The 21,357-nt window shown below is 62.3% G+C and carries 29 protein-coding genes; 4 read left to right on the forward strand and 25 right to left on the reverse strand.

The window, feature by feature from the left end; all coding sequences use genetic code 11:
- Positions 1-12 precede the first annotated feature (12 nt).
- Positions 13-210, forward strand: a complete 198-nt coding sequence (locus tag ACVW17_RS27875; protein ID WP_456798108.1) for a hypothetical protein — start codon at positions 13-15, stop codon at positions 208-210.
- Between the two features lie 37 nt (positions 211-247).
- On the opposite strand, the gene ACVW17_RS27880 is transcribed toward ACVW17_RS27875, so the two are convergent.
- The 17 genes from ACVW17_RS27880 to ACVW17_RS27960 all read right to left on the reverse strand — a co-directional run bounded on the left by ACVW17_RS27880 (position 248) and on the right by ACVW17_RS27960 (position 15,476).
- The gene (locus ACVW17_RS27880; RefSeq protein WP_456798109.1) at positions 248-484 is read right to left on the reverse strand and encodes a hypothetical protein; all 237 of its coding nucleotides are present in this window, start codon (positions 482-484) and stop codon (positions 248-250) included.
- 52 nt (positions 485-536) lie between these two features.
- Complete coding sequence (locus ACVW17_RS27885; protein WP_456798110.1) at positions 537-800, reverse strand: hypothetical protein; 264 nt, start codon at positions 798-800, stop codon at positions 537-539.
- Complete coding sequence (locus ACVW17_RS27890; RefSeq protein WP_456798111.1) at positions 797-1,666, reverse strand: DUF7946 domain-containing protein; 870 nt, start codon at positions 1,664-1,666, stop codon at positions 797-799. The genes ACVW17_RS27885 and ACVW17_RS27890 overlap by 4 nt, the downstream gene beginning before the upstream one ends.
- Positions 1,667-1,704: 38 nt before the next feature.
- Entirely contained in the window at positions 1,705-2,169 is a 465-nt protein-coding gene (locus ACVW17_RS27895) for a hypothetical protein (protein ID WP_456798112.1), read from the reverse strand.
- A gap of 159 nt (positions 2,170-2,328) precedes the next feature.
- Positions 2,329-2,532: a cold-shock protein gene (locus ACVW17_RS27900; protein WP_456798113.1), complete on the reverse strand. Its 204-nt coding sequence runs from the start codon at positions 2,530-2,532 to the stop codon at positions 2,329-2,331.
- Positions 2,532-2,822, reverse strand: a complete 291-nt coding sequence (locus tag ACVW17_RS27905) for a hypothetical protein (RefSeq protein WP_456798114.1) — start codon at positions 2,820-2,822, stop codon at positions 2,532-2,534. The genes ACVW17_RS27900 and ACVW17_RS27905 overlap by 1 nt, the downstream gene beginning before the upstream one ends.
- Positions 2,819-7,657, reverse strand: coding sequence for a tape measure protein (locus tag ACVW17_RS27910; protein WP_456798115.1), 4,839 nt, complete (start codon positions 7,655-7,657; stop codon positions 2,819-2,821). Before ACVW17_RS27910 ends, ACVW17_RS27905 begins: the two co-directional genes overlap by 4 nt.
- 180 nt (positions 7,658-7,837) lie before the next feature.
- Positions 7,838-8,170, reverse strand: coding sequence for a hypothetical protein (locus ACVW17_RS27915; protein WP_456798116.1), 333 nt, complete (start codon positions 8,168-8,170; stop codon positions 7,838-7,840).
- Between the two features lie 13 nt (positions 8,171-8,183).
- Positions 8,184-8,399 (reverse strand): hypothetical protein, encoded by a 216-nt coding sequence (locus ACVW17_RS27920; protein WP_456798117.1) that lies wholly within the window; start codon positions 8,397-8,399, stop codon positions 8,184-8,186.
- A complete protein-coding gene (locus ACVW17_RS27925; protein WP_456798118.1) occupies positions 8,396-9,262 on the reverse strand; it encodes a hypothetical protein in 867 nt (288 codons plus the stop codon). Before ACVW17_RS27925 ends, ACVW17_RS27920 begins: the two co-directional genes overlap by 4 nt.
- A 9-nt stretch (positions 9,263-9,271) precedes the next feature.
- Positions 9,272-9,709, reverse strand: coding sequence for a hypothetical protein (locus ACVW17_RS27930; protein WP_456798119.1), 438 nt, complete (start codon positions 9,707-9,709; stop codon positions 9,272-9,274).
- 1 nt (position 9,710) lies between these two features.
- Entirely contained in the window at positions 9,711-11,231 is a 1,521-nt protein-coding gene (locus tag ACVW17_RS27935) for a hypothetical protein (protein WP_456798120.1), read from the reverse strand.
- A complete protein-coding gene (locus ACVW17_RS27940; protein WP_456798121.1) occupies positions 11,228-11,560 on the reverse strand; it encodes a hypothetical protein in 333 nt (110 codons plus the stop codon). Before ACVW17_RS27940 ends, ACVW17_RS27935 begins: the two co-directional genes overlap by 4 nt.
- A gap of 366 nt (positions 11,561-11,926) precedes the next feature.
- Complete coding sequence (locus ACVW17_RS27945; RefSeq protein WP_456798122.1) at positions 11,927-12,517, reverse strand: hypothetical protein; 591 nt, start codon at positions 12,515-12,517, stop codon at positions 11,927-11,929.
- A gap of 12 nt (positions 12,518-12,529) precedes the next feature.
- Positions 12,530-12,748 carry a helix-turn-helix domain-containing protein gene (locus ACVW17_RS27950; RefSeq protein ID WP_456798123.1) on the reverse strand — a complete coding sequence of 73 codons (219 nt, stop codon included), beginning with the start codon at positions 12,746-12,748 and terminating at the stop codon, positions 12,530-12,532.
- Positions 12,749-13,088: 340 nt separating this feature from the next.
- A complete protein-coding gene (locus ACVW17_RS27955) occupies positions 13,089-14,321 on the reverse strand; it encodes a tyrosine-type recombinase/integrase (protein WP_456798124.1) in 1,233 nt (410 codons plus the stop codon).
- A gap of 783 nt (positions 14,322-15,104) precedes the next feature.
- Entirely contained in the window at positions 15,105-15,476 is a 372-nt protein-coding gene (locus ACVW17_RS27960; RefSeq protein ID WP_456754863.1) for a hypothetical protein, read from the reverse strand.
- Positions 15,477-15,599: 123 nt separating this feature from the next.
- Between ACVW17_RS27960 and ACVW17_RS27965 the strand changes: the two genes are divergently transcribed.
- Positions 15,600-16,055: a hypothetical protein gene (locus tag ACVW17_RS27965; protein WP_456754864.1), complete on the forward strand. Its 456-nt coding sequence runs from the start codon at positions 15,600-15,602 to the stop codon at positions 16,053-16,055.
- Between the two features lie 22 nt (positions 16,056-16,077).
- Here the strand turns inward: ACVW17_RS27965 and ACVW17_RS27970 are convergent, their stop codons facing one another.
- From ACVW17_RS27970 to ACVW17_RS28005, 8 genes are all read right to left on the reverse strand, one after another.
- Positions 16,078-16,323 (reverse strand): hypothetical protein, encoded by a 246-nt coding sequence (locus ACVW17_RS27970; protein ID WP_456754865.1) that lies wholly within the window; start codon positions 16,321-16,323, stop codon positions 16,078-16,080.
- A 213-nt stretch (positions 16,324-16,536) separates the two neighbouring features.
- The gene (locus tag ACVW17_RS27975) at positions 16,537-16,782 is read right to left on the reverse strand and encodes a hypothetical protein (RefSeq protein ID WP_456754866.1); all 246 of its coding nucleotides are present in this window, start codon (positions 16,780-16,782) and stop codon (positions 16,537-16,539) included.
- A gap of 259 nt (positions 16,783-17,041) precedes the next feature.
- Entirely contained in the window at positions 17,042-17,236 is a 195-nt protein-coding gene (locus tag ACVW17_RS27980; protein ID WP_456754867.1) for a hypothetical protein, read from the reverse strand.
- 425 nt (positions 17,237-17,661) lie between these two features.
- A complete protein-coding gene (locus ACVW17_RS27985) occupies positions 17,662-18,108 on the reverse strand; it encodes a hypothetical protein (protein WP_456754868.1) in 447 nt (148 codons plus the stop codon).
- Positions 18,109-18,158: 50 nt separating this feature from the next.
- A complete protein-coding gene (locus ACVW17_RS27990; protein WP_456754869.1) occupies positions 18,159-18,323 on the reverse strand; it encodes a hypothetical protein in 165 nt (54 codons plus the stop codon).
- Between the two features lie 82 nt (positions 18,324-18,405).
- The gene (locus ACVW17_RS27995; RefSeq protein WP_456754870.1) at positions 18,406-18,666 is read right to left on the reverse strand and encodes a DUF3551 domain-containing protein; all 261 of its coding nucleotides are present in this window, start codon (positions 18,664-18,666) and stop codon (positions 18,406-18,408) included.
- Between the two features lie 308 nt (positions 18,667-18,974).
- Positions 18,975-19,907 carry a 3-hydroxybutyryl-CoA dehydrogenase gene (locus tag ACVW17_RS28000; RefSeq protein WP_456754871.1) on the reverse strand — a complete coding sequence of 311 codons (933 nt, stop codon included), beginning with the start codon at positions 19,905-19,907 and terminating at the stop codon, positions 18,975-18,977.
- Positions 19,908-19,962: 55 nt separating this feature from the next.
- The gene (locus tag ACVW17_RS28005; protein ID WP_456754872.1) at positions 19,963-20,154 is read right to left on the reverse strand and encodes a hypothetical protein; all 192 of its coding nucleotides are present in this window, start codon (positions 20,152-20,154) and stop codon (positions 19,963-19,965) included.
- A 543-nt stretch (positions 20,155-20,697) separates the two neighbouring features.
- Here ACVW17_RS28005 and ACVW17_RS28010 point away from each other — a divergent pair.
- On the forward strand, positions 20,698-20,913 hold the full coding sequence (locus ACVW17_RS28010; RefSeq protein ID WP_456754873.1) for a hypothetical protein: 216 nt from the start codon (positions 20,698-20,700) through the stop codon (positions 20,911-20,913).
- A gap of 129 nt (positions 20,914-21,042) precedes the next feature.
- Positions 21,043-21,282, forward strand: a complete 240-nt coding sequence (locus tag ACVW17_RS28015) for a hypothetical protein (protein ID WP_456754874.1) — start codon at positions 21,043-21,045, stop codon at positions 21,280-21,282.
- Positions 21,283-21,357 lie beyond the last annotated feature (75 nt).

Consider the following 21,357-nt stretch of genomic DNA (forward strand, 5'->3'; position numbering starts at 1 on the left):
TATCATGCCCTCATGAGCAAGGCAAGTCGTGAAATCACGAAATCACCGAAGAAACGAGCCGAGGCAACCGGAGAGCCGGTTTTGGTCCGGCTTCAGCCTGATATGGCCAAAAAGATTGATGATTTCCGGCGCCAGCAGGACGACCTGCCCGGCCGACCCGAGGCCATCCGCCGGCTGGTCGAGATCGGGCTGAGGGCGAAAGCCAAATAGATCGGATGGCCTCCATTTGGGTGACTTCAGTGGTGGGTCATGTCATCAGCCAGACAAGAAAAGCCACGCCCACGACGAACAGGAAGAACAAGCGCCGGGCCGTTGGGCTGTCAGTCTGCCCGGGCCGCTGAGTGCTGCCACACTTCAGGCACGTGATCTTGATGTTGCTGGAGCCTAGCCAGCCAGTTGCAACGTTCCAGCCGCGCTTTTCCGCGTGGACTTGGGTCGAACCGCAGTTCAGGCACCGGATTGGCGCTTCATCACTCGTGCTCATGTTTCGGACACCGTCACAATTTCCGGCTCATCAGCCACTGACCACGGTAAGGTCAGTCTTTGTAGCCGATCGCATCTTTGGCCCTGCGAAGCTCTCGGGAAAGAGCAGGCGACGGCTCATGATCGCGCTCGATGTCAGTGATCGCCCTTCGGATCAGTTTGCTATGATCTTGCTTTCCCGCAGTGTGCTCGCGCACAATCTCGTCCAGCCAATCTAGTTCATTGGCATCACCGGCTTGCTTCCGATTCCAGCGCCACCACGACCGCAGAAACCATGCGGCGCCGATGACCAAAAGGATAACCGCGATCCAACTCATCGCGCGGGTTCCGGCGCGGAACGCGCGACCAGATCAGAGATGAAGAGCTTTTCCAACTCGCCGTTCTTCAATTGCGCTTTCGCTCTCACTCTGATCCAGCGCTGGCTGTTCAGTGCGTCGGAATATGGGTTTTGAGGAAGCTGCGCGACGGGGTCGGTGATCTCTCCATTGAACCGGTCGTTCGGATCGTCCTGGTCGCGCAGCGAGAACTTGCATGATCGATTTTTGAGGTCGAATTCGGAGATTAGGACGTCGTATTCTGCGGCGGCCGAGATTTCGATGGGCTCCGACGCCTCGATAGCTTGACGCATCTCCTGGTCGACGGCCACGGCCCCGAAGGTGGGGTCGCCAATCCTTGCTATGCTGCAGCTCTCCCCGACCGGAGAAACGAAGAGTCGGACCGCCGGCCGCTGTGACGTGGCAAGCCTCTCCATTGCCTCAATGGCGGTGCGAGATGTATGCCCCATTTCTTCGAGGGCTTTTACAGCGACCTCTTTGGCCATTTCCGCCTCTTTCGGTTTGTGTCCGACGGTCGAGATTGCAAAGTTAACGATGCCTGTGACGGCCTTGGTCGCCGCGAACTTAGCGGCTTCTTTGATGGTGGGAAGCAACGGCGTCACGATCGGCGCCACGCTCACGACGATCGCCGGCAGCTCCCAGCAGTGTGCCCTAGGCTGGCCGGCGAGCACCCGCACTGACAGGGCATTGGTGTGCTTGGCGAATTGTCCGGTTAGGACAATTGAGCCGGCACTCCCGAGCAGTCGGGACGCGCCCTGAATCGATTGACCGAGGGTACCAAGTTCGATGACGTGCCTGTCCGCATCCAGCCCGTCGTATCGCAATATGATTTCTTCAAACTCGTACATCGCAGCCCCTCAAAGGGCCGCATGCTACTGCACAACCGTTAGGTGTGCGAGAGGACTTTGGGAGAACGCCTCGTGTACGCCCGCTTCGGCTTCGGCGGCACCGGTGGCGGATCGAGCGCACGACGCAGCTTGGTAGTGATGCTCGCCTGGAGGTGTCCAGCCAGATCCCGCTCCTCGAACGCCTCCAGGGATCGCATCGCCTCAACAAGTCCCACCAACGGGATGCCGTCGAAGGCCTCGATCCATGCCAGTCCCTTCGCCGGCCAATCCGGACGGCGCGACATAACCCCGGAGACGGCCGTAACGACGGGCTCCATCAGGGCGGCCGGTCCATTGCTAGACTCAGCAACCGCGCGCATCAGCAGGATCGCGTGCTCGGGGCCGTGGAGGTAGATCAGCCGGACCAGCCGGCGCCGGGTTGGTTCGTCCACCTGCCCCGCCTCAAGCTCGACCAGCAGCCGATCCAGCGTCTCCGCCGAGGTACGCTCAAGCTCTGCCTTCATCGCGAGTGTTGGCCATTCGCCGCGGCTCAGGAAGGCGGCCAGTGAGGCCCGGCCTTGTCGGGGCTTCGTGCCGCACTTGGCCGGCGGCCGCACCACAGCCCTGCCGGCGGCGTCTGGCGGCCGTCCTGCCTTCCGTGCTGCGCACTCGACCATTGGCCCCTATTCCACCGTAGCATCCACCGCACGATCGCGGCCGGCATCGCGGTGGTATTCGGTGTCGAAGACGACGCGGGCGCCGACGGCTGCGCGATGCCCGGGCGCCAGTCCGCGGAAATGTAGGAAAATGTCGGGCCCTCCATCATCGGGCCGGATGAACCCAAAGCCGCGGTCGGCGCGCCAGCTGGTGATCGTACCTCGTCGCATCAGTTCCTCATTCCACTAGCGGCCGCGGCTTCCTGTTGGGCATCGGTAACGATGCGGGCACGGATGCCCGCCATGTTGTCCTCAAAGATCGCCAGCATTGATTTGCGCAAGGCCGCTCCCTGGGCCTCGTCGGCGCCGTTGAAGGTCACCAGGTTTGTCAGTGTGTCCTCGAATTCCCGGGACCACTGATCGATAACGCCCAGCGGCTCCCGGCTGTTGGCCACGTACATGGTGAGGAGCGACCTCGTCATGAGCTCCAGCACCAGCGTTCTTGCTTCAAGGGTGATCATCCGCGCATCGCCCTCTGAATCTGCGCGCGCGAGCGGATGAAGTCGTCGGCCTGCACCTTGTCCTGCACGATGATGGTGATCGGAGAGCCGCCTGCTCCTTGCCCCCATGCGCCATTGCTGTTGGCGGCAACAGGTGCGTTGCCCGAAGACTGCCCCGTGCCAAGAGAGCCGGAACTGCCGGGGATCGCAGCGCTATCACCGAGATAGTTCTTCAGTGGCTCCGGGGTGACATGCTGGATGTTCTGCGACTGCTTCAGTCGTTCGGCGTCTTCCGGCTGCATGACGAAGATTTTTTCGCCAGGGGCAGCTTTGACCGCGACGTCCACCGAGTCCGTCCCGCTGCTCCCTCCCGGAACAGTGAGAACGCCACCGTCTGCCATGCCGTGGGTGACGACAAACTGACCGCCGGTGGCATAGGCCCCGAGCTTTCCTAAAGGATTGTTGACGCTGACGCCGCCAGATGAGGCGAGCCCGAACGCACCACCACTAAGATTGGAGTTGTCCAAGACGGCATTGACGCTGATCCCATTCACGCCGAATGGTGAGAAGAAGCCGCCCGTCGTACCATTGGATACGCCGGAGGCTGACGACGACGACGACGACGACGATTTGTCGCTAATGTTTACCGAACTTCGCCATGCGTTGAACTGATCCTTGACGCCGTTGATGCCGGTGATGATCACGCCGCTGTCGGAGTTGACTGCGGCAATAATCCGGTTGCCCATGGCATCCAGCTTGGCCTTGACGCCTGCGGTCTGCTGGTCGGACTTGGCCGCAAGCCCGGACGACAGGGTGTCCGTGCCGATCGACGCGGTGCTTCCGGTGACATCACTGCTGACTGCCAGCTGGCCGCCATTCGCGAAGCTCGGCGTCACGCCACCGAGCGCGGCGGTGGTGGTGATACCGCTCGTTGCCGGAACAGCAATGGTGCTCGGCCCCGTGGCTGCCAGCATATTTTGCAGCGCTGCTTGCTTGGCCGCTGCGAGTGCTACCGGATCGGGTCCCGTCGCGACCGATGTCGTCGCGGTCGCGCCGCCGACGGCGGGGATGGCGTTCGACAGCGCGCCGATCGAAGACCGGATCGAGTCCGTCGAGGCGGATACTGCATCGGCGATGGTCTGGCCTACTGCGTCGATCTTGTCGCCGAGGGCCGCGCTTTGGTCATTCAGCTTGGCGGCTACGTGGGCGCTGATTAGATCCGCTGATGTCTGACTGAGCGATGGCGTGCCAAACTCACCGCCAAGCGTAATCTGCCCGCCGGCAGCGAATGCGCGCGCACCATTCTTTGTCTGAGGGGCGGAGCCAAATGTCGGATTCGGCGGAGGCGTCCCGCCGGGCGGGGTTACGGTGACGACCTCGCCCGGGCTTGCCCAAAACTCGACCTTTTCAGTATCGGTGTGACCTGGCCCCTTAACAGTGAACTGGCCGCCGGTGGCGAGCGCAAGTTCGCCGGCTGCGAGCTGCGATGCGTAGTCTATGGGGGGCGAGTCTATGGGGGGCGGTGTATAGCCGCTGTCTCCGCCGAATCCGGAGGATGGCATGCCATCGCTAGAGATATCTCCGCTGCCAGACGACGACCCGCTGGAGAACCCGGACAGACCGCTGGTGCCGGAAACGTCTGAGCCGAATCCCCTTGCGCCGGACGCTGCAGCATTGCTCGCGGCGTTTGATAGTGCCGAGCCAAGAGAATTGACAGCGTCAACAATGCTGCTGGAGCCGCTAGAGACGGCGTCGGTAGTTTTGCCGATGCTGTCGTTGGCCTGCGACCCGACATCCTTGACGCCGGAGAGCCCGTCAGCAGTTGTCTTGAATCCGTCCTGCGTGGCGCTGGTGCCTTCCTTGGTGGCATCTGTGCCGGCCTGCGTTGCGTCGGTGCTGTCCCTGGTGGACTGATCGACCGCGTCGAGGCTCTGCAGCTGATCATTTGAGAACTTGGAGATATCGCCGAGGGACGTATTGGTCTTGTCGCCGATCGCCTTGGACTGATCGGCGTTGCTCTTGACCTGATCGGAGATGGACTTGGAACCGTTGTCCTGCGCCTGCTTCAGCGCATTTGTTTGCTGGTCAAGGTCTTGCTTGGCGGCCTGGTCGGCCTCTGGCGGCCGTGGCTGCGGCAGCGGGACTTTGTCAATCGCACCGTTCTTGAGGTCGTTATAGTATTTGGGGAAGCTGAGCGGCGTGCTGATGCCGGGCTGATAAGGAAGCGGATTCGTCTGGCCCGCAAATGTGTAGTCGTTGGTCAAAGGCGTCATACCCGGCCCAACCTTGCTGGGGTTGTTCGGGACGAACGCCATGTTATCGTCGTAGTGGCCGAGCACGGCAGGCGGATAGTTCGTCGATACGCCAGTGGGCGATCCGTAGTCGCGCGGGGTCTTCAAACCTCCGTTCTGGTCCGCGATGTTCTGGTTGAGCGCAGCCTGCGAGTCGAAGTCGCGCTTCAACGCCGCCACCTGATCATTCATATTGCTGTTGAATTGATCCTTCGTATAGACGTTGTCGAGGCCCGACACTGCTGCATCGCGCAGGCTCTGCGGGTCAGTTGCTGAGGACAGTCCGGGTTGGCCCGTGAAGGGATCAAGACCCGACCCGGATACGGGGAAGCTCCCCTGATAACCCCTGACACCGCGAGCCTGCCCCTGGCTTACACCCATTCCAGCGAGAGCAGCCTGGATGGCCTGAGCGGCAGACAGCGCTGGTGCCTGCTGTTGGCTTTGACTCTGCGAGCTGCCGCTGGACTTCTTCTTTTGGTCGTCGGTGGCGAACCAGTCATCCGTCGGCCAGGTAACGCCGGTCACGCCGCCGAGGCCGCCGGCAGACGAGCCGAGCGATGTGCTGGACGAGGTTGCCGACGTGGTGCCGCCGGCTGACGTCGGAGCTTTAGCTGGCGTGGTGGCAGTCGCCGTCTTGAGTCCGGCGGTGATGCTGGATGCAGCGGAATTGACGGCAGCCGTGATCGACGCCGTCGAGGCATTGATCCGCTCGGTCAGAGCCGCAGTCTGGGTCTTTAGGTCTTGATCGATGTTGGCAGCCAGAACGTCGGTTGCAGCCTTAATGCCACTCGGATCGCCACCGGGCGACATATCGGCAGGCGTCTGCGTCGCGCCATCTCCGACCCCGGTCAGAGATCCGGGCGGATGAATGTCCACGATCTCGCCGGGCGTCAGGTTCATCGACGCGCTGAAACTGTCGGTGCCGCCGCTGCCAGGCACGACGAAGCTGCCGCCATCGGCGAAATTGCCGATGAAGCTGTTGGCTACGCTGTCGCTGATGAAGGACGAGTTGTCGAACGAGTAGTCGCTTGACGACATTTGGCTGAAGTTGAAGCCGTTGCCGGACGTGGTCGTCGCAGGCGCAGCGGGTGCTGTGTTTAGGCCGGCCGCATCCGAACTGTTTCCGAATGCGCCAGCACCAGCCAGGTCTCGGGCGGCGGTCGGACCTCCAGTCGCAGCGGCGGCGCTGAGCTGGTTGTACCAGCCGATGAGGGTCTGGATTTCCTTGATGGTGGCGTCGAGGCTCTGGTTGAACTTCGACAGTTGAGACGTAACGAAGTTGAACGCGCCATCCTGCGACAGTGTGGTCAGCAGGCTTTGCCACTCGTTCTTGATATCTCGAATGGACTGCTCGAACGTCTTTGGTGCGTTCGGATCAAAGGCCGCATCGACCTTGGGTTTGATCCCGGCAATTGCTGTTTCCAGGTCAGTGAGCGACTTGGGAGTCAGCGCCAGCTGCTTCTGAAACTGATTGATGTCCTGAAAGCCGAAACCGCTCGAGATCGCACGTGCCACTTGCGGCATTACGTCTCTGATTTTCTGGAACGTGTCGAGCGTCAGGCCCCCATTCTGCTGGATGCCCTGCGCCAGGGTTGCTTGGACCTGCGCCTCTTCCTGCGAAGTGGCACCCGCGATCTGCATGACCTTGTTCAGCGTGGTGAACATGTCGGTCAGACTGCGGATGTCAGTGGATGCCTGGCTGGCGCCGAGACGAATCACGGGCCAGCTATTGCTCATCTTGTCTGTGCCCTGCTGGGCTTTTTCGATGGCCGAGGAGAGCGACGCAAAGTCGACACCTGCGTCCTTTGCGCTCTGCCGGATCAGATTGTAAGCAGCCGCGCCTTCTTTCACGCTGCCCGTGATGGAGGTGAAGCGGGACTGCTGCCTGACGACCTCATCGCCGGCCTTCTGAATGGCCACAGCGGCCGCTCCAATTCCCGCGGCCACACCGGCGACGTCCAATCCGAGCCCGCGGGCGGTTGCGCCAAGGCCACTAAGACCGCTTCCAGCAGCACCGGCCGCCTGACCGAGATTGACGATCGGAGGGATTGCACCGCTGGCCGCCCCAGCCAAGGTTTCGGCGGACTTCGCGTGCGATGCCGTCGCGGTTGACGCCGCATTGTGTGCAGCGATTGCGCCCTGCAGCGCTTGGCTGGCCTGAGCATAGGATACGCCAGTCTTCGAAACGATCTGCTCGAGCTGTTGGCTGACGCTAGCGGTCTTTCCACCTTCATTGCCGATCTTGACCAGCGATGCCGCCAGCTGCTCCGCGGCCTGCACAGCTTTCGCCGTGCCATCTGGCAACTGACCGAGCTTCTGCGCAAGGTCCGCCGTTTTGGAAGCCGTTTGCTGAACGGTTGTGGCGGTCTTGTCGAGCGCGGCGCTGGCTTTGGTGGCCGAGTCCGCAACCTGGCTCACGCCAGCCGATGCTTGATCTGCGGCAGGCTTGGTCTTCGCAAGCTCGGCGTTGAGGTTCTGCGCGGACGTCTTCGTGTTGTCGATCGCCGTCGTGAGATCTTTGAGCGGCGACGTGTCTGCCGCGAAACCAACCTTGGCGAGATCCATTTAGGCTCCGAAAAGAAAAGGACCGGCGACGCCGCTGGGAACCAGCAATTTCGCGGCGCCGGTCAAGTTTAGTAGGCACATATCATCGCTCGCCAGAAAGGATTGATCTGGAAAGACTTGCTCCGTTAACGCACGGTGGCCTGGCGTCGCCGCTCGGAAGTGAAACAAGCGGCAGTCCTCTCACGCGCCCTGCTCTGCAGCAGCCTTCGCGTTCATGCTCTCGTTGTAGAATTTCCGGCCCGCATCGGTGCCGAGCCACGACACCATGGCGTCCGCGGTGCTCAGATCAGGGAAGGCCGACTTCGCAAGCTGCTCTGCGGAAACATTTCCGACGGCCGCAGCCTTCGAGATCGCTTCGCTGCGCGGCGTTCGCGTTATCCGCTTGTAGATAGCGTTCGCTTCGGCAGTGGTCGCGAACTCCACCGCGGCCGCTGAGCGCGTCAAGTTGTGACGCTTTGCGTAGGCGTCCAGCGCCTCGCTCCAGTCCGCCTCGGCGGCTTTTCCAAAGTTCATGGCAGCTCTCCGATCAACCAACGTTTGCGAATGAACGACGGTCGGGCGCATTCGCGATGAACTCGGTGCCGGCGCTCATCAACGCGCGGGCAACGCCCTGGTCTGAGTCCTTGAGTTGCCCGACCAGCCAACGCGCCAGCACCAGCTGGTTGCCGTCGGCGGCGGCATAGGCAGCGATGGCGGACTTGAGCGACGCCATGGCAGTATCGATATCGGTTTGTACGGTCATGCCGCTTTCTCCTTCGGGTTCGGACGTCTGACGGCCACTTTCAGAGCGCTGCGAAACGCCTCGTCGAGCGGCACCGCCTTGACGGTGGTATCAATGTCAAAGATGGCCTGCAGGCCGGCTGCCTTAGCGGCGCGGTTGTTCGACGCTCTGCTGAAAATGCTGCCGGTGATGGCCGTATTGACGTCGGCGCCGCTCTTCATGAGCGCGATCTGCAACGCCGGTGATTTGCCGAAATGGGCCGCAAGCTCGTTGAGGAGGCGCTGCGTCTCGGCAGACCAATCAAGCATCTGACCGACGACGGCCTGGGCCGCAGCGAACTTGGAATCAGCATCGCGCTCGGCAAATTCGCGCAGTTCCTCGGCGCGTCGGTCCTCCAATACTTCGATCGCATCGAGGCCAACGTCGATCGCGTTGACCGCGCGCATCTCGGCGATCTTCAGCTCCTCGAGTTTCTTGCCAGCGGCCTTGTCGCCGGCCGCCGCGGACACGACGACCTCGCGCTGGCGCGCGTGCAGATCCTCGATAGCCGCCTGGCCGTCTCGAATGTTCTGCGTAACCTGAGCCATCTGCGCCGTGGTCTTGGATGGCGCTTCTACCGGCTTGGGGGCGAGCTCGGCATCGCGAGCCCGGGCATGCTCGCGGCGGAGTCCTGCGGCAACGCCTTCCAGGCGCCTGATCTCGGCAGATGCGGCCTCTCGACGATCGGCGCGCTGACGGTTCTCCTCATTCCGCTCTTTCGCGTATTTGAAATGGTTGTAGTCGTTGTGGGTGATCGCGCGATTGGCGTCCCAGACTTTCTCGAGCCGGCCGATCTCGGCAATGATGGCCCGGAGTTCGTTTTCCAGTTCAGCTGCAGATCTCATCGTGATCTCTCAATGGTCACTACTGTTGTGGTTGACTGCGATCACCTGAACGATGCGTTCGGCGACCTGTGGTGTTGGATTGGCGGCCGAGCCGCTGCGGATCTTCAGGTACGGCGCCCGAAGGAGCGACCAGACCGGTAGGAAGAAGGCGAAGTTTGCGCGGCCGGCGCCGGGAAGTATTTCCGGGCCTATCGTCGTCTCGCTGGCGCTTGTGGCTTCATAGAAAGTGACGTTGTCGAAGCTGATCTGAAACGAGATGTCGCTGGCATCCCATTCTGGCGGGAGCGCCGCAGCAATCGCTCGCATTCCTCGCGGTATAACTGCAGCTGACGAAAGGCATTCGCCGCCGGCAATGGTCGCAGGAACGAGCACCGGGGCAGCGGCCAGGGCATCATTGGCCCATACAAGCCAGCGGCTGATTATCCCGCGCTCTTGCCACCAGCTCATCTCAAAGCCCCAGTGTGCTTGAGCCACGCCCGTAACTCGCGTGGGAAAAGCCGTCGTTCGCAAAATCCTGGTCCTGATAGTCCCCGCTGGGGCCGTAGGAGCCGGCGGAGACCTGAACGACGCCACCGATGTCGATTTCCTGAACTGCCCTTGGCTTCACCAGCATCAGAGCGCCTGCAGCGCCGTTGATCAGGTCGTCATGCTGTCCCGGCGCGTGGTCGATCTGGTCTCTGCCGCCGCGCGTGGTTCTCCGCTCAAGACCGCAAAGCTGCGTGACCAGGCGCTGGTTATCCAAAAGGGCCACGTTGCGGGAATTCAGCTCGGGCAAGAGCGCTTGATAGATTTCCGAGCGGGTTCGCTCCGACAGCCGGTATGTGATGCCGTGGCGGGAGAAGGCCTCTCTGGGCCACTCGCCGGCGTATCGGTCGCCAGTCACCTCCGAGAGGCGATACCGCTTCAAGAGGTCGGCAATCTCGGAAACCACAGCCTCAGGCGAGAACGGCGGCTTGAACTCACGAACTGCGTCCAGCGTCAGGACTTGACCCTCGGCATGCGCGATGCCTGCGGTCATGCTGTCCATGCTGCCGCCGGAGGGATCGACGAAGCCGCGATATTGGATGCCCTCGAGCGGTGCCCGCTCAAACACGCCGGGATCAATCGCAGCCTCGGCCACCTCACGTGAAACGAACGGCTCAAGGTCGACGCGGAAAACTGCCAGATATTCGGCAGACGCTGCCGCAGGATCACGCTCAATGGCGCGGTCTACAACGGACTGCGGCAAGCTCGGGTTCATGGTGCGGGACGCGGCCTGCAGCACCATGATCTTCGGATCGCCGCCCTGCCCGTAGGCACGCCGGTAGGTGTTCCAGAGTTCACCGCGCCTTGCGTGTGGGCTACTGATGACGATCAACGGGCCGGAGGTCGTGGCCAGGCTGGGACGAACCGCGTTCAGAACCTCGCTATCCGGGTTCGCCGTGCCGTCCAATGACCAGAACGCGGCTTCGTCGGCAATGACCGCAACGCTTGTGACGCCGCGAAGGCCCTTGAAGCTGGCAGCGCGTACCTCAACGTCAATGCTGTTCGCCAGACTCAGTGTGTCGTTCGTCTCGTTCTCGACCAGTTCCGCCAGCGCCGGCACCGCTTTGAAGACGCCGGCCAGGTAGTTGAAAGCCACGCCGGCCTGCTTCGTGTTCTGAGCGATGAGCAGGATCATTCCGCGCTCACCGATCGCGAGCTTGTCCGAGTAATCGACGCAGGCGGCCAGATAGGCGGCCAGCGCTGCTGATGCGCGCGTTTTGCCACCGCGGCGGCCGACAACCGCCCACAGCTCTTCGACGCGCTCCAGGGGCTCGCTATTGCGCTGGGTGACCTGTTGAAAGAGCTTCCGTTCGTCCTCGGTTAGGGCCTCGCCCATCGATGCAATGAGCACCGCGCGCCAGGCAGCCCAGGACGGACCGGCCAGGACATTGCCGAGCAGATCCGGGCTTTCGAGCGCGTGCCTGATCGAGACCTTCGGCTTCAAGCGGCGCCCCGCTGTTGAGCGGCGATGCGATCGAGGATGCGCGCCGTTGACTTCCGCCCGGCTGCCCTCGGAAAGAGCGCCGAATGGCACCTGGCAACCACACCAGTCAATTTGGTCATCTCGCCGGGAATCACGGGCTCACCGTTGTGATGAGCGCGCTCCATCGCCTCAAGACGCACGGTCGCGCTTGCCATGCGCTCAATCAGCACGCGGTCGGCGGTGGTTGCCTGCCGGCCAAGGTCCGCTGTCAGTCCGGCGATCAGCGCCCGCAGCCGCTTAGCGTGGCGAGTGCGGCCGTCGATCCGCTGTAGTTGGCCAGTATCGAGCATATGACCCGTTCCTATGTCCTGGGCATCGCGTCCATTAAGACGGCGGACACCCTACGGACACAGTAGGATCGCTAACGTATTTAATCAAGCAATTTCAATTAGATGTCAGATTATGTGCCATGATTATGTATCTTGTGTCATGACAACTGCGGCGCATGTCATAATGACCCCCGCCTCTCTTCCCTTCATGCCCGTCAGAAAGCTTTTTCATCATTGATGGTGCGCGGACGGGTGAGCGTAGCGAACCTCTCTGCGCCGAGAGGCGCCGTCCGGGGCTGGCGTCGAGCGTGTCGCAAGTCCGTCGTTCCTACGGATAGCAAGAGGAATGGGCGACACACCTGCGACAGGGTTTTGAGGGCACCTCGATCACGCAGCGATCTTTCCCGCCTTCCGCCTGCGCTCATAAGTCCGTTTGCACACACCCATAGCGATCCATGGCTTGGAGCGGGATAGGCTGTTCTTCTTGAGCCACTCTTGGCGCGTTTGCTTGCCCGCTGCGGCACGCTTGGCACGGGCGCGCTCTCGGTCCCTGAGCCGCTTCTTCTCGCGCCGGCGCGTCTCCCTGGCCTTCTTGTCGACGTCGTACGCACCGATGGTTCGAATGGCGAGGCGCGTGCGGTCGGCATCGGAAAGACGAAGGCGTCCCCCAAGGTCATCTGCCTTCGATAGGCCCCAGCGATCCTCGACGGCCCGTGCGGCGACGTCTGCTGCGGAGCCCGCGAGATCCGGCGCATTTCGGTCGCACCAGAGCTCCAGGCCCTTGAGCACGGTGCTGACGTCGGGACGTTCGCCCCGCTCTCGTTGCATCAGCCGAAAACAGGCCGCTGCTTCTGCTACCGCATGGTGCAGATAGAGATCACAGTCGTCTGTGCCGCGGCGATCGTAGAGGACGCGCTCAATTTCCCGCAGATGGTGGCGGGCGCGACTGTAGCGCCGGTCACCACGCTGTTTGCGCATTTGAGATGCGCGTCAGACCGCTCGACGCCGGGCGTTCGGTCTCTTCACCCGGGCCCGTAACCAGTCACGGGCTTCGTCGAATGGGATGTAGATCCGCCTGCCGAACTTGAGGTAAGGCAGCCCATCGGGTTGATTGCGATAACGGATGACGGTGCGCACGGATATTTTTGCACCATCTGCGAATTGCGACTCCGTGATGTAACCGGTAAGAATCGTTTCAGTATCAGACACTTGCGAGTCCTCGCGTAATGGGACCTCGCCATGCGCATGGGCATCATAGGGCGAGACCCCAGGGGTTAAAGACCTCCTGTTGATCCCTCCCCAGCCGCGGCGCGCGGTTGATACTGGTTCGTCGTCTATGCCAATCGGACGATGCGCTGATACCTGCGCTTCACCTCCTAGGAGGTGCCGAAAACGAGACGACTGGAGCGCTGCTCCTCTCGGTAAGCCGTGCAGTTGGCGCCAGATTACACGGCATTCGCGCCGAGCGGCCCTTACACGACAGCAACTGACATGAATATGGGGCTCGATGACATCACTGGTCAAGTGTCGCCAGCCCCCGCCGTGCAATTCACTTATCGCGAAGAGATACGACCTCTGCCGCTGGTCTCTTGCCAGCCTCAACAATTGAGCCGACCCGCTCCGTCGCCGCGCGCAGCGGATCGTCGAATAGGTGGCTATAACGATGGGTAGTTGCCGCCTGCGTGTGCCCGAGCAACTGTCCGATGATGTGCAGGGATAGTCCCGAACTCGCTAAGATCGATGCATAGGTGTGGCGGAGGTCATGAATGCGAACGGGGGATTTGAACCCAGCGGCCTCGCAGATTTCACTCCAAGGGCCTTTGATGCCCTCGCGCGGCCCGCCATTTACGCGCCCGGGGAAAACCCACGGGGCCAGTTCCTTGCGCGTCTTGGCGGCCTTCGCTTTCTCGTGCCCGAGGATTTCCGACAGGAGCTGACGAGCCGGCGCCGACAGCGGTACGCGATGCTCAGTCTTCTGTTTCGTCGTCGCCCCTGGTTTGGTCCATATGCCAGCCTCAAGGTCAAACTGATCCCACGTCGCATTTAGGACCTCGCCCCGGCGCGCTCCGGTGAGTAGCAGCATGCGGACGATGTTGGCCGCCTGCTTGTCCTCGTGCTCGTTGAGGGCCGTCAGAAGGGCCGTGATTTCGCCCCCCGTCAGGTATCGCTGGCGCTTCACTTCCTGATTGCGGTCGACGCCGCGGGCGGGGTTATCGGCGCGCCACTGCCATTTGATCGCCAGGTTGAACATCTTCGACAGGGCCGCAAGCATGCGATTGGCGGCATAGGGGCCGCCCTCCTTCGTCACGGTAGCGTGCAGGCCGTCGACATCCGAGAAAGTGACCTCGGCAACCTTCAGATGTTTCAGCTTCGGAAGTATCCAGTTGTTGATCATCCCGGTGTAAAGCGCCGTGGTGGTCTCCCGGTTTTTGCGCTCCGAGTGCTCTTCCAGAAATCGCTTGGTCAGATCCGCTACCGTCTTCGCGTCGCGATCGGCCTCTATGTCCGCTAGGGGATCGTCGCCACGGTCAATCCGGCGCTTGAGTGCCTTCGCCTCCTCCCGCGCCGCGGCCGTTTTCCAGTCGGGGTACTGCCCGATGGTGATCCGGCGCTCACGGCCTGTGCGCGTGCGATAGTTGAGAATGAACGAGCGGGAGCCGGCCGCCGTAACCCGCACGCCGAACCCTCGAACGCATTTGTCGCCGTCGTCGTAGGTGATCCGATTGCCTGATGCGGGTGCAGGAAGCGCCTTCACCGCCGAGTCCGTCAGCATATTCGCCATGGCCCGTGTCCGCTCTGTGTCCGGTCGAAAGAGTGCAGTAACCGTCAGCGAGTGTCAGGCCAAAGTCATGATTTGTCAAATAGAGGCGCTTTTGAATCAATGCCTTAGAGGCGGACACGTACAAACCAGAGCAATTTCAGTGTGGTGGGAAAACGAGCTGGAACCGACTTTTAATCATGGGGTCGAGGGTTCGAGTCCCTCCGCGCTCACCAACTAACGTCTTCCCATAGCCCAAACAGAAATCCGATCAGCGCTGGAATCCATCCTGTGGGCTTCGCCGGCAAACAGAGAGCTGACAGGCGCGGCTGGAATGCTCGGCCGCCGCCCAGATCAACGAGCCGGCGGGTTGTAGCGATCCAAGATCACGGTTCTCGAGACACTCTGCGCCGATCGAGAGATGGCGTCATCGAACCTGTGATAGTGGTCGAACTGCTGCTGCTCATCGCGCGGCTGCGGCGCTCCGGTGGACGCGTAAGGACTATTCGCACCGTTCCAATGCTCAGATCCTGACACGACGCAACCCCATCTTGGTTCAGATGCAGGCTGGTTAGCATCGTTGCGCGGGTATCTCTGTATCGCCGTGGCAACAGCGCGAGCAATCCGCGCAAACATCAGCACACGGATTGTTTCCGTGGTTCTCCGTCCGTGAACAGTGCTCGAACTTTTGATTTCGCTGAAAGATACGCCCTGAGACTCTCCACCGACGGGGATAGGACTGAAGACAAAAATTGAAAAGCCGAGGCCGCCGAATGGTCGTGTTGCAATGATCGAGGATAAATGCGCTTAGAACTTACGTCCGTCGGATGCCATTTTCTTGCATTCGCCGCTGACGGTCAGCGATTTCCCTCCCGACGACAGGGTCTTGGTCGCCTTGCCAGACTGTCGGGAAATCGTGATCGACAGCGAAGCGACGAGATCATTGCCACCGATCGTGATATTTGTCGGGCCATCGAAGGAAAAGGAATCCTGGCTCGCTTTCCAACCTCCGGCTGGATCAACGTAGTATTGCAGGGTCGAGGCAGCCATGTTCCAGTCATCGGTCGAGGCGGCTGGAAAATCGCACTCCAATGCTGCGATCGGGGCTTGCGCGTGACCTTCCAGCGTCAGCGCTCCCAAGGCCAGCAGCGAAAGAAATCCATCTCGTATGACGCGCACGGATACACTCCTCAAAGCTCCCCACGGATGGCCGCAGCATACCTCCTGAGCGCGAGCGAGGCGAGCGCCTGGCGGTAGCCATCTCTCCTTCGGCGTGCAAAATGCGATGCCAGGAGCTCGCACATGAAACTTGCCAGGACTGTCGCAGTTTGGCTCGTGCCTTGCGTGCTTGCCGCAACGGCCAATGCACAGAGCTGCCTGACGGGCCCCGTCAAGACGAAGGACGGCACGTTGCAGACATGGACTGTCGTCAATCGGTGCGGCGCACCGGTCACGCTGCGCTATTCGCTGACAGGTCCCCTCGGCAAAGAAGCCAAAACCGCAATCGTCTCCGCCTGCAGCAGGCAACGGATCGTGCAGACCTTCGAGACCGATCGAATCGATTTTCTGGACACGGCCTACGGTCCGGGCTGGGAAAAGATTTGCCCGTCATTGGACGATGAGATCAGCCCCGGGAAACGACCGGAAAAAGCAACCCACGAAATGGATCAGATCCCGTTTCCATCCATCAGCCCGCCGCCCCTGACCGGTCCCAGGCCAATGGGTCCCGCGGGCGGGAAACCCATTCCCAAGGGATAGCCTGGGCGTTGGCGCCGCGAGCTCACGGGTCCACCGTCAGCGGCAGTTCGCCCTGACCGCCTGTCCAGTCGATGATCTCGAGCGGGAGCCCGCGCTTGAGCATCTCGGCTTCGAGACTGCCGGCGTGCCGTTTCCACTCCGGCGTCGAGCGGACACGGAATTTCGGGTCTTCGCCGTTGGCCTCGAATTCATCGTCGGCTTTCAGCGCGCCGCGGATGGCTTCGTACATCATCTTCAGGCTGGCGTCGGTGAAGGCGCCGTAGTCCATCGGTCGTCTCCCTCAGCACTGTGAGAAGCAAAAGGCCGCCACGTAACGTCTCGTGGCGGCCTTCTGCTAGCGGCCCATCCAGACGGCCTAGGACGAGGTTGCGTGAGTCGGGTTAAGGAAACGTTGTTCGCGCGGGCGGCACGCATGGCGCTCGCCGACGAGGACGGGCCCCGCCGAAGCGGGGCCCTTCCGCGTGATGGAGATCGGGACTTACTAGTCGTCCCAGTCGTGTCCACGGATCACTACACCGCGGTCGCGATCGTAGTCACGATGGTGGTTGTACCAACCATGGTGCCAGCCACGATCATAGTCCCGATAGACGCGACGACCCTCATATCGATCGCCGTAGTAGCCGCGGTCGCCGCCGATATAGACGCCCACGCCCTGCGCGCTGGCGATGGTCGGTGCCGCAATCGAGAGAGCCGCAACGGCGGCGAGTGCGTAAGTCAACTTCGTCATGACATCCTCCTTCCAGTACGCCGTGACAACGACCGGCGTCCGCGCATGTTGCAGGAACTAGTTCGGAACTTTTCTGAACGCCTGTTCAACATCGTGGCGCATTCGACGCATTGTCACGGACCCGCGGAGGAAGACCGTTAGAGTCGCTTGCGATGCCCTATTTCCCCTGGATTCCACCTGGTCGGAAACCGCGCTGACGGCGGGGAACCGGAGCAGGTTTCCGTCAGGTTCGCATTCGCGGATTTGCCCGTAATTGCCCTCAAAGCCCCAGGCAGCGAAACAGTTGCGTGAGCGCGGTGTTGGCGGATTGGGCGCGCCGCTCGACGACCTCGGCGGCGGTGGCGTAGTTGCGCGCCAGGATCTCAAGCGCGCGTCGGGCATCCGGCAACGTGGATTGCTCCGCCATCTCCAGGCACTGGTGCTCGAAGTAGCGAAGCTCCTCAAGTTCGGTCATTGCGATTCGTCCGGTTGGTTTTGCATCTTCGAACTGAGTGCTCCCGCGACCTAGTGAAAATTTGGCAAGATTGTTGCGGGCACCGGCCGATTCATTCGCAGTGTTGCTGGATGCATGATGTGATCATCACCGCTGCGTGACCGCTGCCGATGCGCGCGGTGCGAATCGACAGGCGCGCCCGACTGCCCCAGAATGCGTGAGTCTTGCCCGGCAGTCCTGTCGTCGGAGCGGGCCGCGGTTGATTCGGCATGGGGTTGGTTGTTGAACCAGATGAAGAAACGCGATTGGGCCTTCGTGGCCGCCTGTGCGGCCGGCGCACTGGTCTTCGGCGTCTGGAGCTTCCAGATGGGTCTTGCGTTTCATCGATCCCAGCCGGCTCCGACAGATCTCTCGAGCTCGCATCGGCACAGTCCGGCGACCCCGGATTAGGCCCAGGCCAGGCCTGCAATGACGGCGCCGTCATCGTCCTCGGACTCCGCCCGCGTCCGCCGCCTGCGCCGCAGGCCGTCCTTGGCGCGGCGGTGACGAATCCCGAACCGGTGCACCCGCCGCAGCGCGCCGCCGACGACATCGATGGCCTGCCTGACGACGACCATGACGGTCGCGACCCGCGTGAACAGGCCGACCAGGAAGATCATCGAGAAGATGTCGATATAGGCCAGCAGATCGCCCACCAGCATCAACTCGGGCGGCAGCGGAATCCGGTGCCAATAAGCGCCGATCAGGATGACGACCGGGATCAGCGCGATCAGCTTGCGCAGCGTCAGCCGGTCGAGCAAGGCGGCGAGTTCGACGACCAGGATCTGCCACAGCCAATCGCCCAGCGCCGCCGGCTTGTCGATCGTCCAGACCCGCCAGATCCGTTTCCACATCGCAGCGTTTGCCTTGTCCCTGCCTGGCGCCCCGAGGGCAATCGCCACGGCTACCGCTTCGACGACGCCTCGCTGCCGTCGCCCTCGACGGCAGCGCCTTGCGCGTCGGCCGCATCGGCCGACGGAAAGATGCGCTCGTAGTTGGCGCGGGCCTCGCGGATCAGACGCGCCCGTTCCAGTTCAGACTTCGAGATGAACCTGATGATCTCGCCCATGTGCTCTCCAGGGGGCCAATTCTCCATTCACAGCCAATGCAACCATCGTGCCTGTTGGCCGGATGGCCGCCGGCCTCGCCGCTCAGCGGAGCGCCCGGGGCGCCGCGCGCGGCTGGCTGAACGCAACGCGCGGATTGATGCCGCAGCTCGCAGCGCGGCCTGATGCCGACGCCTGGCACTGCTGGTAGGTCTGGTAACCGCAGTAACCGGGATACCCCTCCTCCTTGCCCTGGATGCACCAGGGATAGTCGTAAGGGTCGGCCGCCGCCGGCTGTGCGGCGCCGACAATCCAGCTCGTCCCGAGCGCGGCGAACGCGAGACGCGCCCAATTCGTGCTGCGCATGATCCTGCTTCCTTCTCAATCGGCACCCAGCCGTCGATGTAGGTACGCAGGCCAAATCTGCGAGGTTTTCGCTCGCCGGCTCAAGAAGCTGTGACCCGCGCATGACGGCGTGCCTTGAAACGGAAAAACTGCCGCGAACGGGCTTGGCGCATACAAGCGCCTACAAAAAACACGAGGCCCGGTGTGCCTAGGAGACCGGGCCTCGTGTCTGATGTCCCCCGCCTCAGTGGCGGATCAGACGTCGTGGTTACGCGAGCTTGTCGGCGCGATCCATCCCGGATGACTACGGGGTCGGCCGTGCGCGGAAATCACTTGCTGTAGCTGTAGAACCCCTGCCCGGTCTTGCGGCCGAGATGACCGGCATCGACCATCTCCTTCAGCAGCGGCGCCGGCCGGTACTTGGGATCGTTGAAGCCGGTGTAGAACACCTCCATCACCGACAGCATGGTGTCGAGCCCGATCAGGTCGGCGAGCGCGAGCGGGCCGATCGGATGGTTGCAGCCGAGCTTCATGCCGGCGTCGATCTCCTCCGCGGTCGCGATGCCTTCCTGCAGCGCGAAGATCGCCTCGTTGATCATCGGGCACAGGATGCGGTTGACCGCAAAGCCCGGGCTGTTCTTCGCGGTGATCGCGACCTTGCCGACGCGCTTGGCGAACGCTTCGGCCTTGGCGACCGTGTCGTCGGAGGTCTGCAACCCGCGGATCAATTCGAGCAATGCCATCACCGGCACCGGATTGAAGAAATGCATCCCGATGAAGCGGTCGGGACGATCGGTCGAGGCTGCCAGGCGGGTGATCGAGATCGACGAGGTGTTGGTCGCAACCAGCGCGCTCGGCTTCAAGCCGGCGCAGAGATCCCTGAGGATCTTGACCTTGAGCTCCTCGTTCTCGGTCGCGGCTTCGATCACGAGATCGCAGGAGGCGAGCTTTGACTTGTCGGTGGTGGCATCGATGCGCGCCAGCGTCGCGTCGCGATCGGCGGCGGTCATCTTCTCCTTCGCAACCAGGCGCTCGAGACTGCTCCCGACCGTCTTCAGGCCGCGCTGCACCGCCGCGTCGGAAATATCCACCATGGTGACAGCAAGCCCCGCCGCCGCGCAGATCTGCGCGATGCCGTTGCCCATGGTTCCGGCGCCGATAATGCCAACCGTCTCGATCATTGTATCCGTCCCTCGCAGCTTGCGCGGCCGCACGGCCGCATCGTCAAAAACGGCGGACCGTGGGGTCCGCGGATGGCGCATGAATAGCAGCCCGGCCGCACTGCCGATACAGTAGACGATGGTATTCTGGTGAGGGTTACTCGGGGCGCGGCGGATGCGGCCGCCGGGGCGGAACGGCGCGGCGCGGCGGGACCTCGGTCCGCGACGGCTCGGCCGCGCGAGACGGCTCGAACACGCGGTTGAGCCGCACGATCCACCAGGCCAGCCGGCCGTAGCTGCGGCGCAGTGCCGATCCGAATCCTTCGTCGATGTCCTGGTCACGATCCATACGCCTATCGTTAACGTGCATCCTTGAAGGAACGGTGAGTGCCATCACGTGCGGCGCCGGCAATCGTTAGGAACTTGGCAACTATTTCGCGCAAGCCTTGCTGCGTTGACGGCGCGGGCAGCGGTAATTTTCCGGATTGCGTCTCGAAGACCCTGCGCCGCAGCATCGCCATGCCGGTGCGACTCGCATTTTGTTGATCGAATTTTCCGCGGGGCGCCGCGACACAAGGAAATTAGACGACGAGGGCTACGCCCATGCTTTCTGAAAAATTCTTTTTGGTTCTTGAGACATTGCTGAACGGCCAGACCCGTTCCGACGGAAGCCCGCGGGTGGTGAGCACCTCGCCCCACGTCCCGATCAAGCTCCCGCGCGAAAGCCAACCGCAAGGCAGCCCGCCGCGCTAGGCAGAGTGCCGAAGCGAGGTTTGGTCGCGACCTCTTCCGCGCCTGATCGTCAAGTCGGTGTCGCGATCCCCCGTGATCCAGCTCATAGTCGGTGAAGGCGAGCCACGCTACACCACTCCCGCAACGCAGTGGTGCCGCCATGGACTCGGAGACCGACAGCAAGACCGACTTCGCGGGCATCGCGGTCGCGATTTGCGTCGCCGCCTACATCGCGATCATACTGGCCTATCTCGCCCAATACGATCTCGGCCTGACCGCGCTTCAGACGCGTGATCTATCGATGACGGCTGCACTGTTCCTCGCGCTGCCGGTCGCGCTGGATCTCCTGCGCAGCGGCCCCCGCAACCTGCGCTGACGCGCGCAGCACGCGCCTGCCCACACCCGATCTCCCCCGCCGCGACCGCGCCCAACACAACATAGCGCTAGGTGAAGCGAGGCGAATCAGCGTTACTTTGCAACTGATCGCTTCGTGGGATTTGGCAGCATGACCCAGCCCGACGGTTTGGATCAAAATATTCGCGAATTGCAGGAATGGCTCCGCAACGCCTGGCAGCAGCTTGCGGATCCCTCGCTCACCGCCTTCTCCCGCCGCGAACTGCGCAACCAGATGAAGCAATGCAACGCCGATCTGCGCGTGCAGCTGCAGGCGGCGTCCGAACGGCTGAGCCAGCCCCTGCCTTCGGGCAGGACGTTCGCCAGGCCGGAACTGCGGATCCTCGTCTAGCGTCCGTCTGCCGGCGCGCCAAAATGCCGCGATCAACCCATCCGCCCCCTCTGCTTGTGCGGGAGGCGCTGAGGC

It is taken from the genome of Bradyrhizobium sp. USDA 4473, from assembly GCF_054063335.1.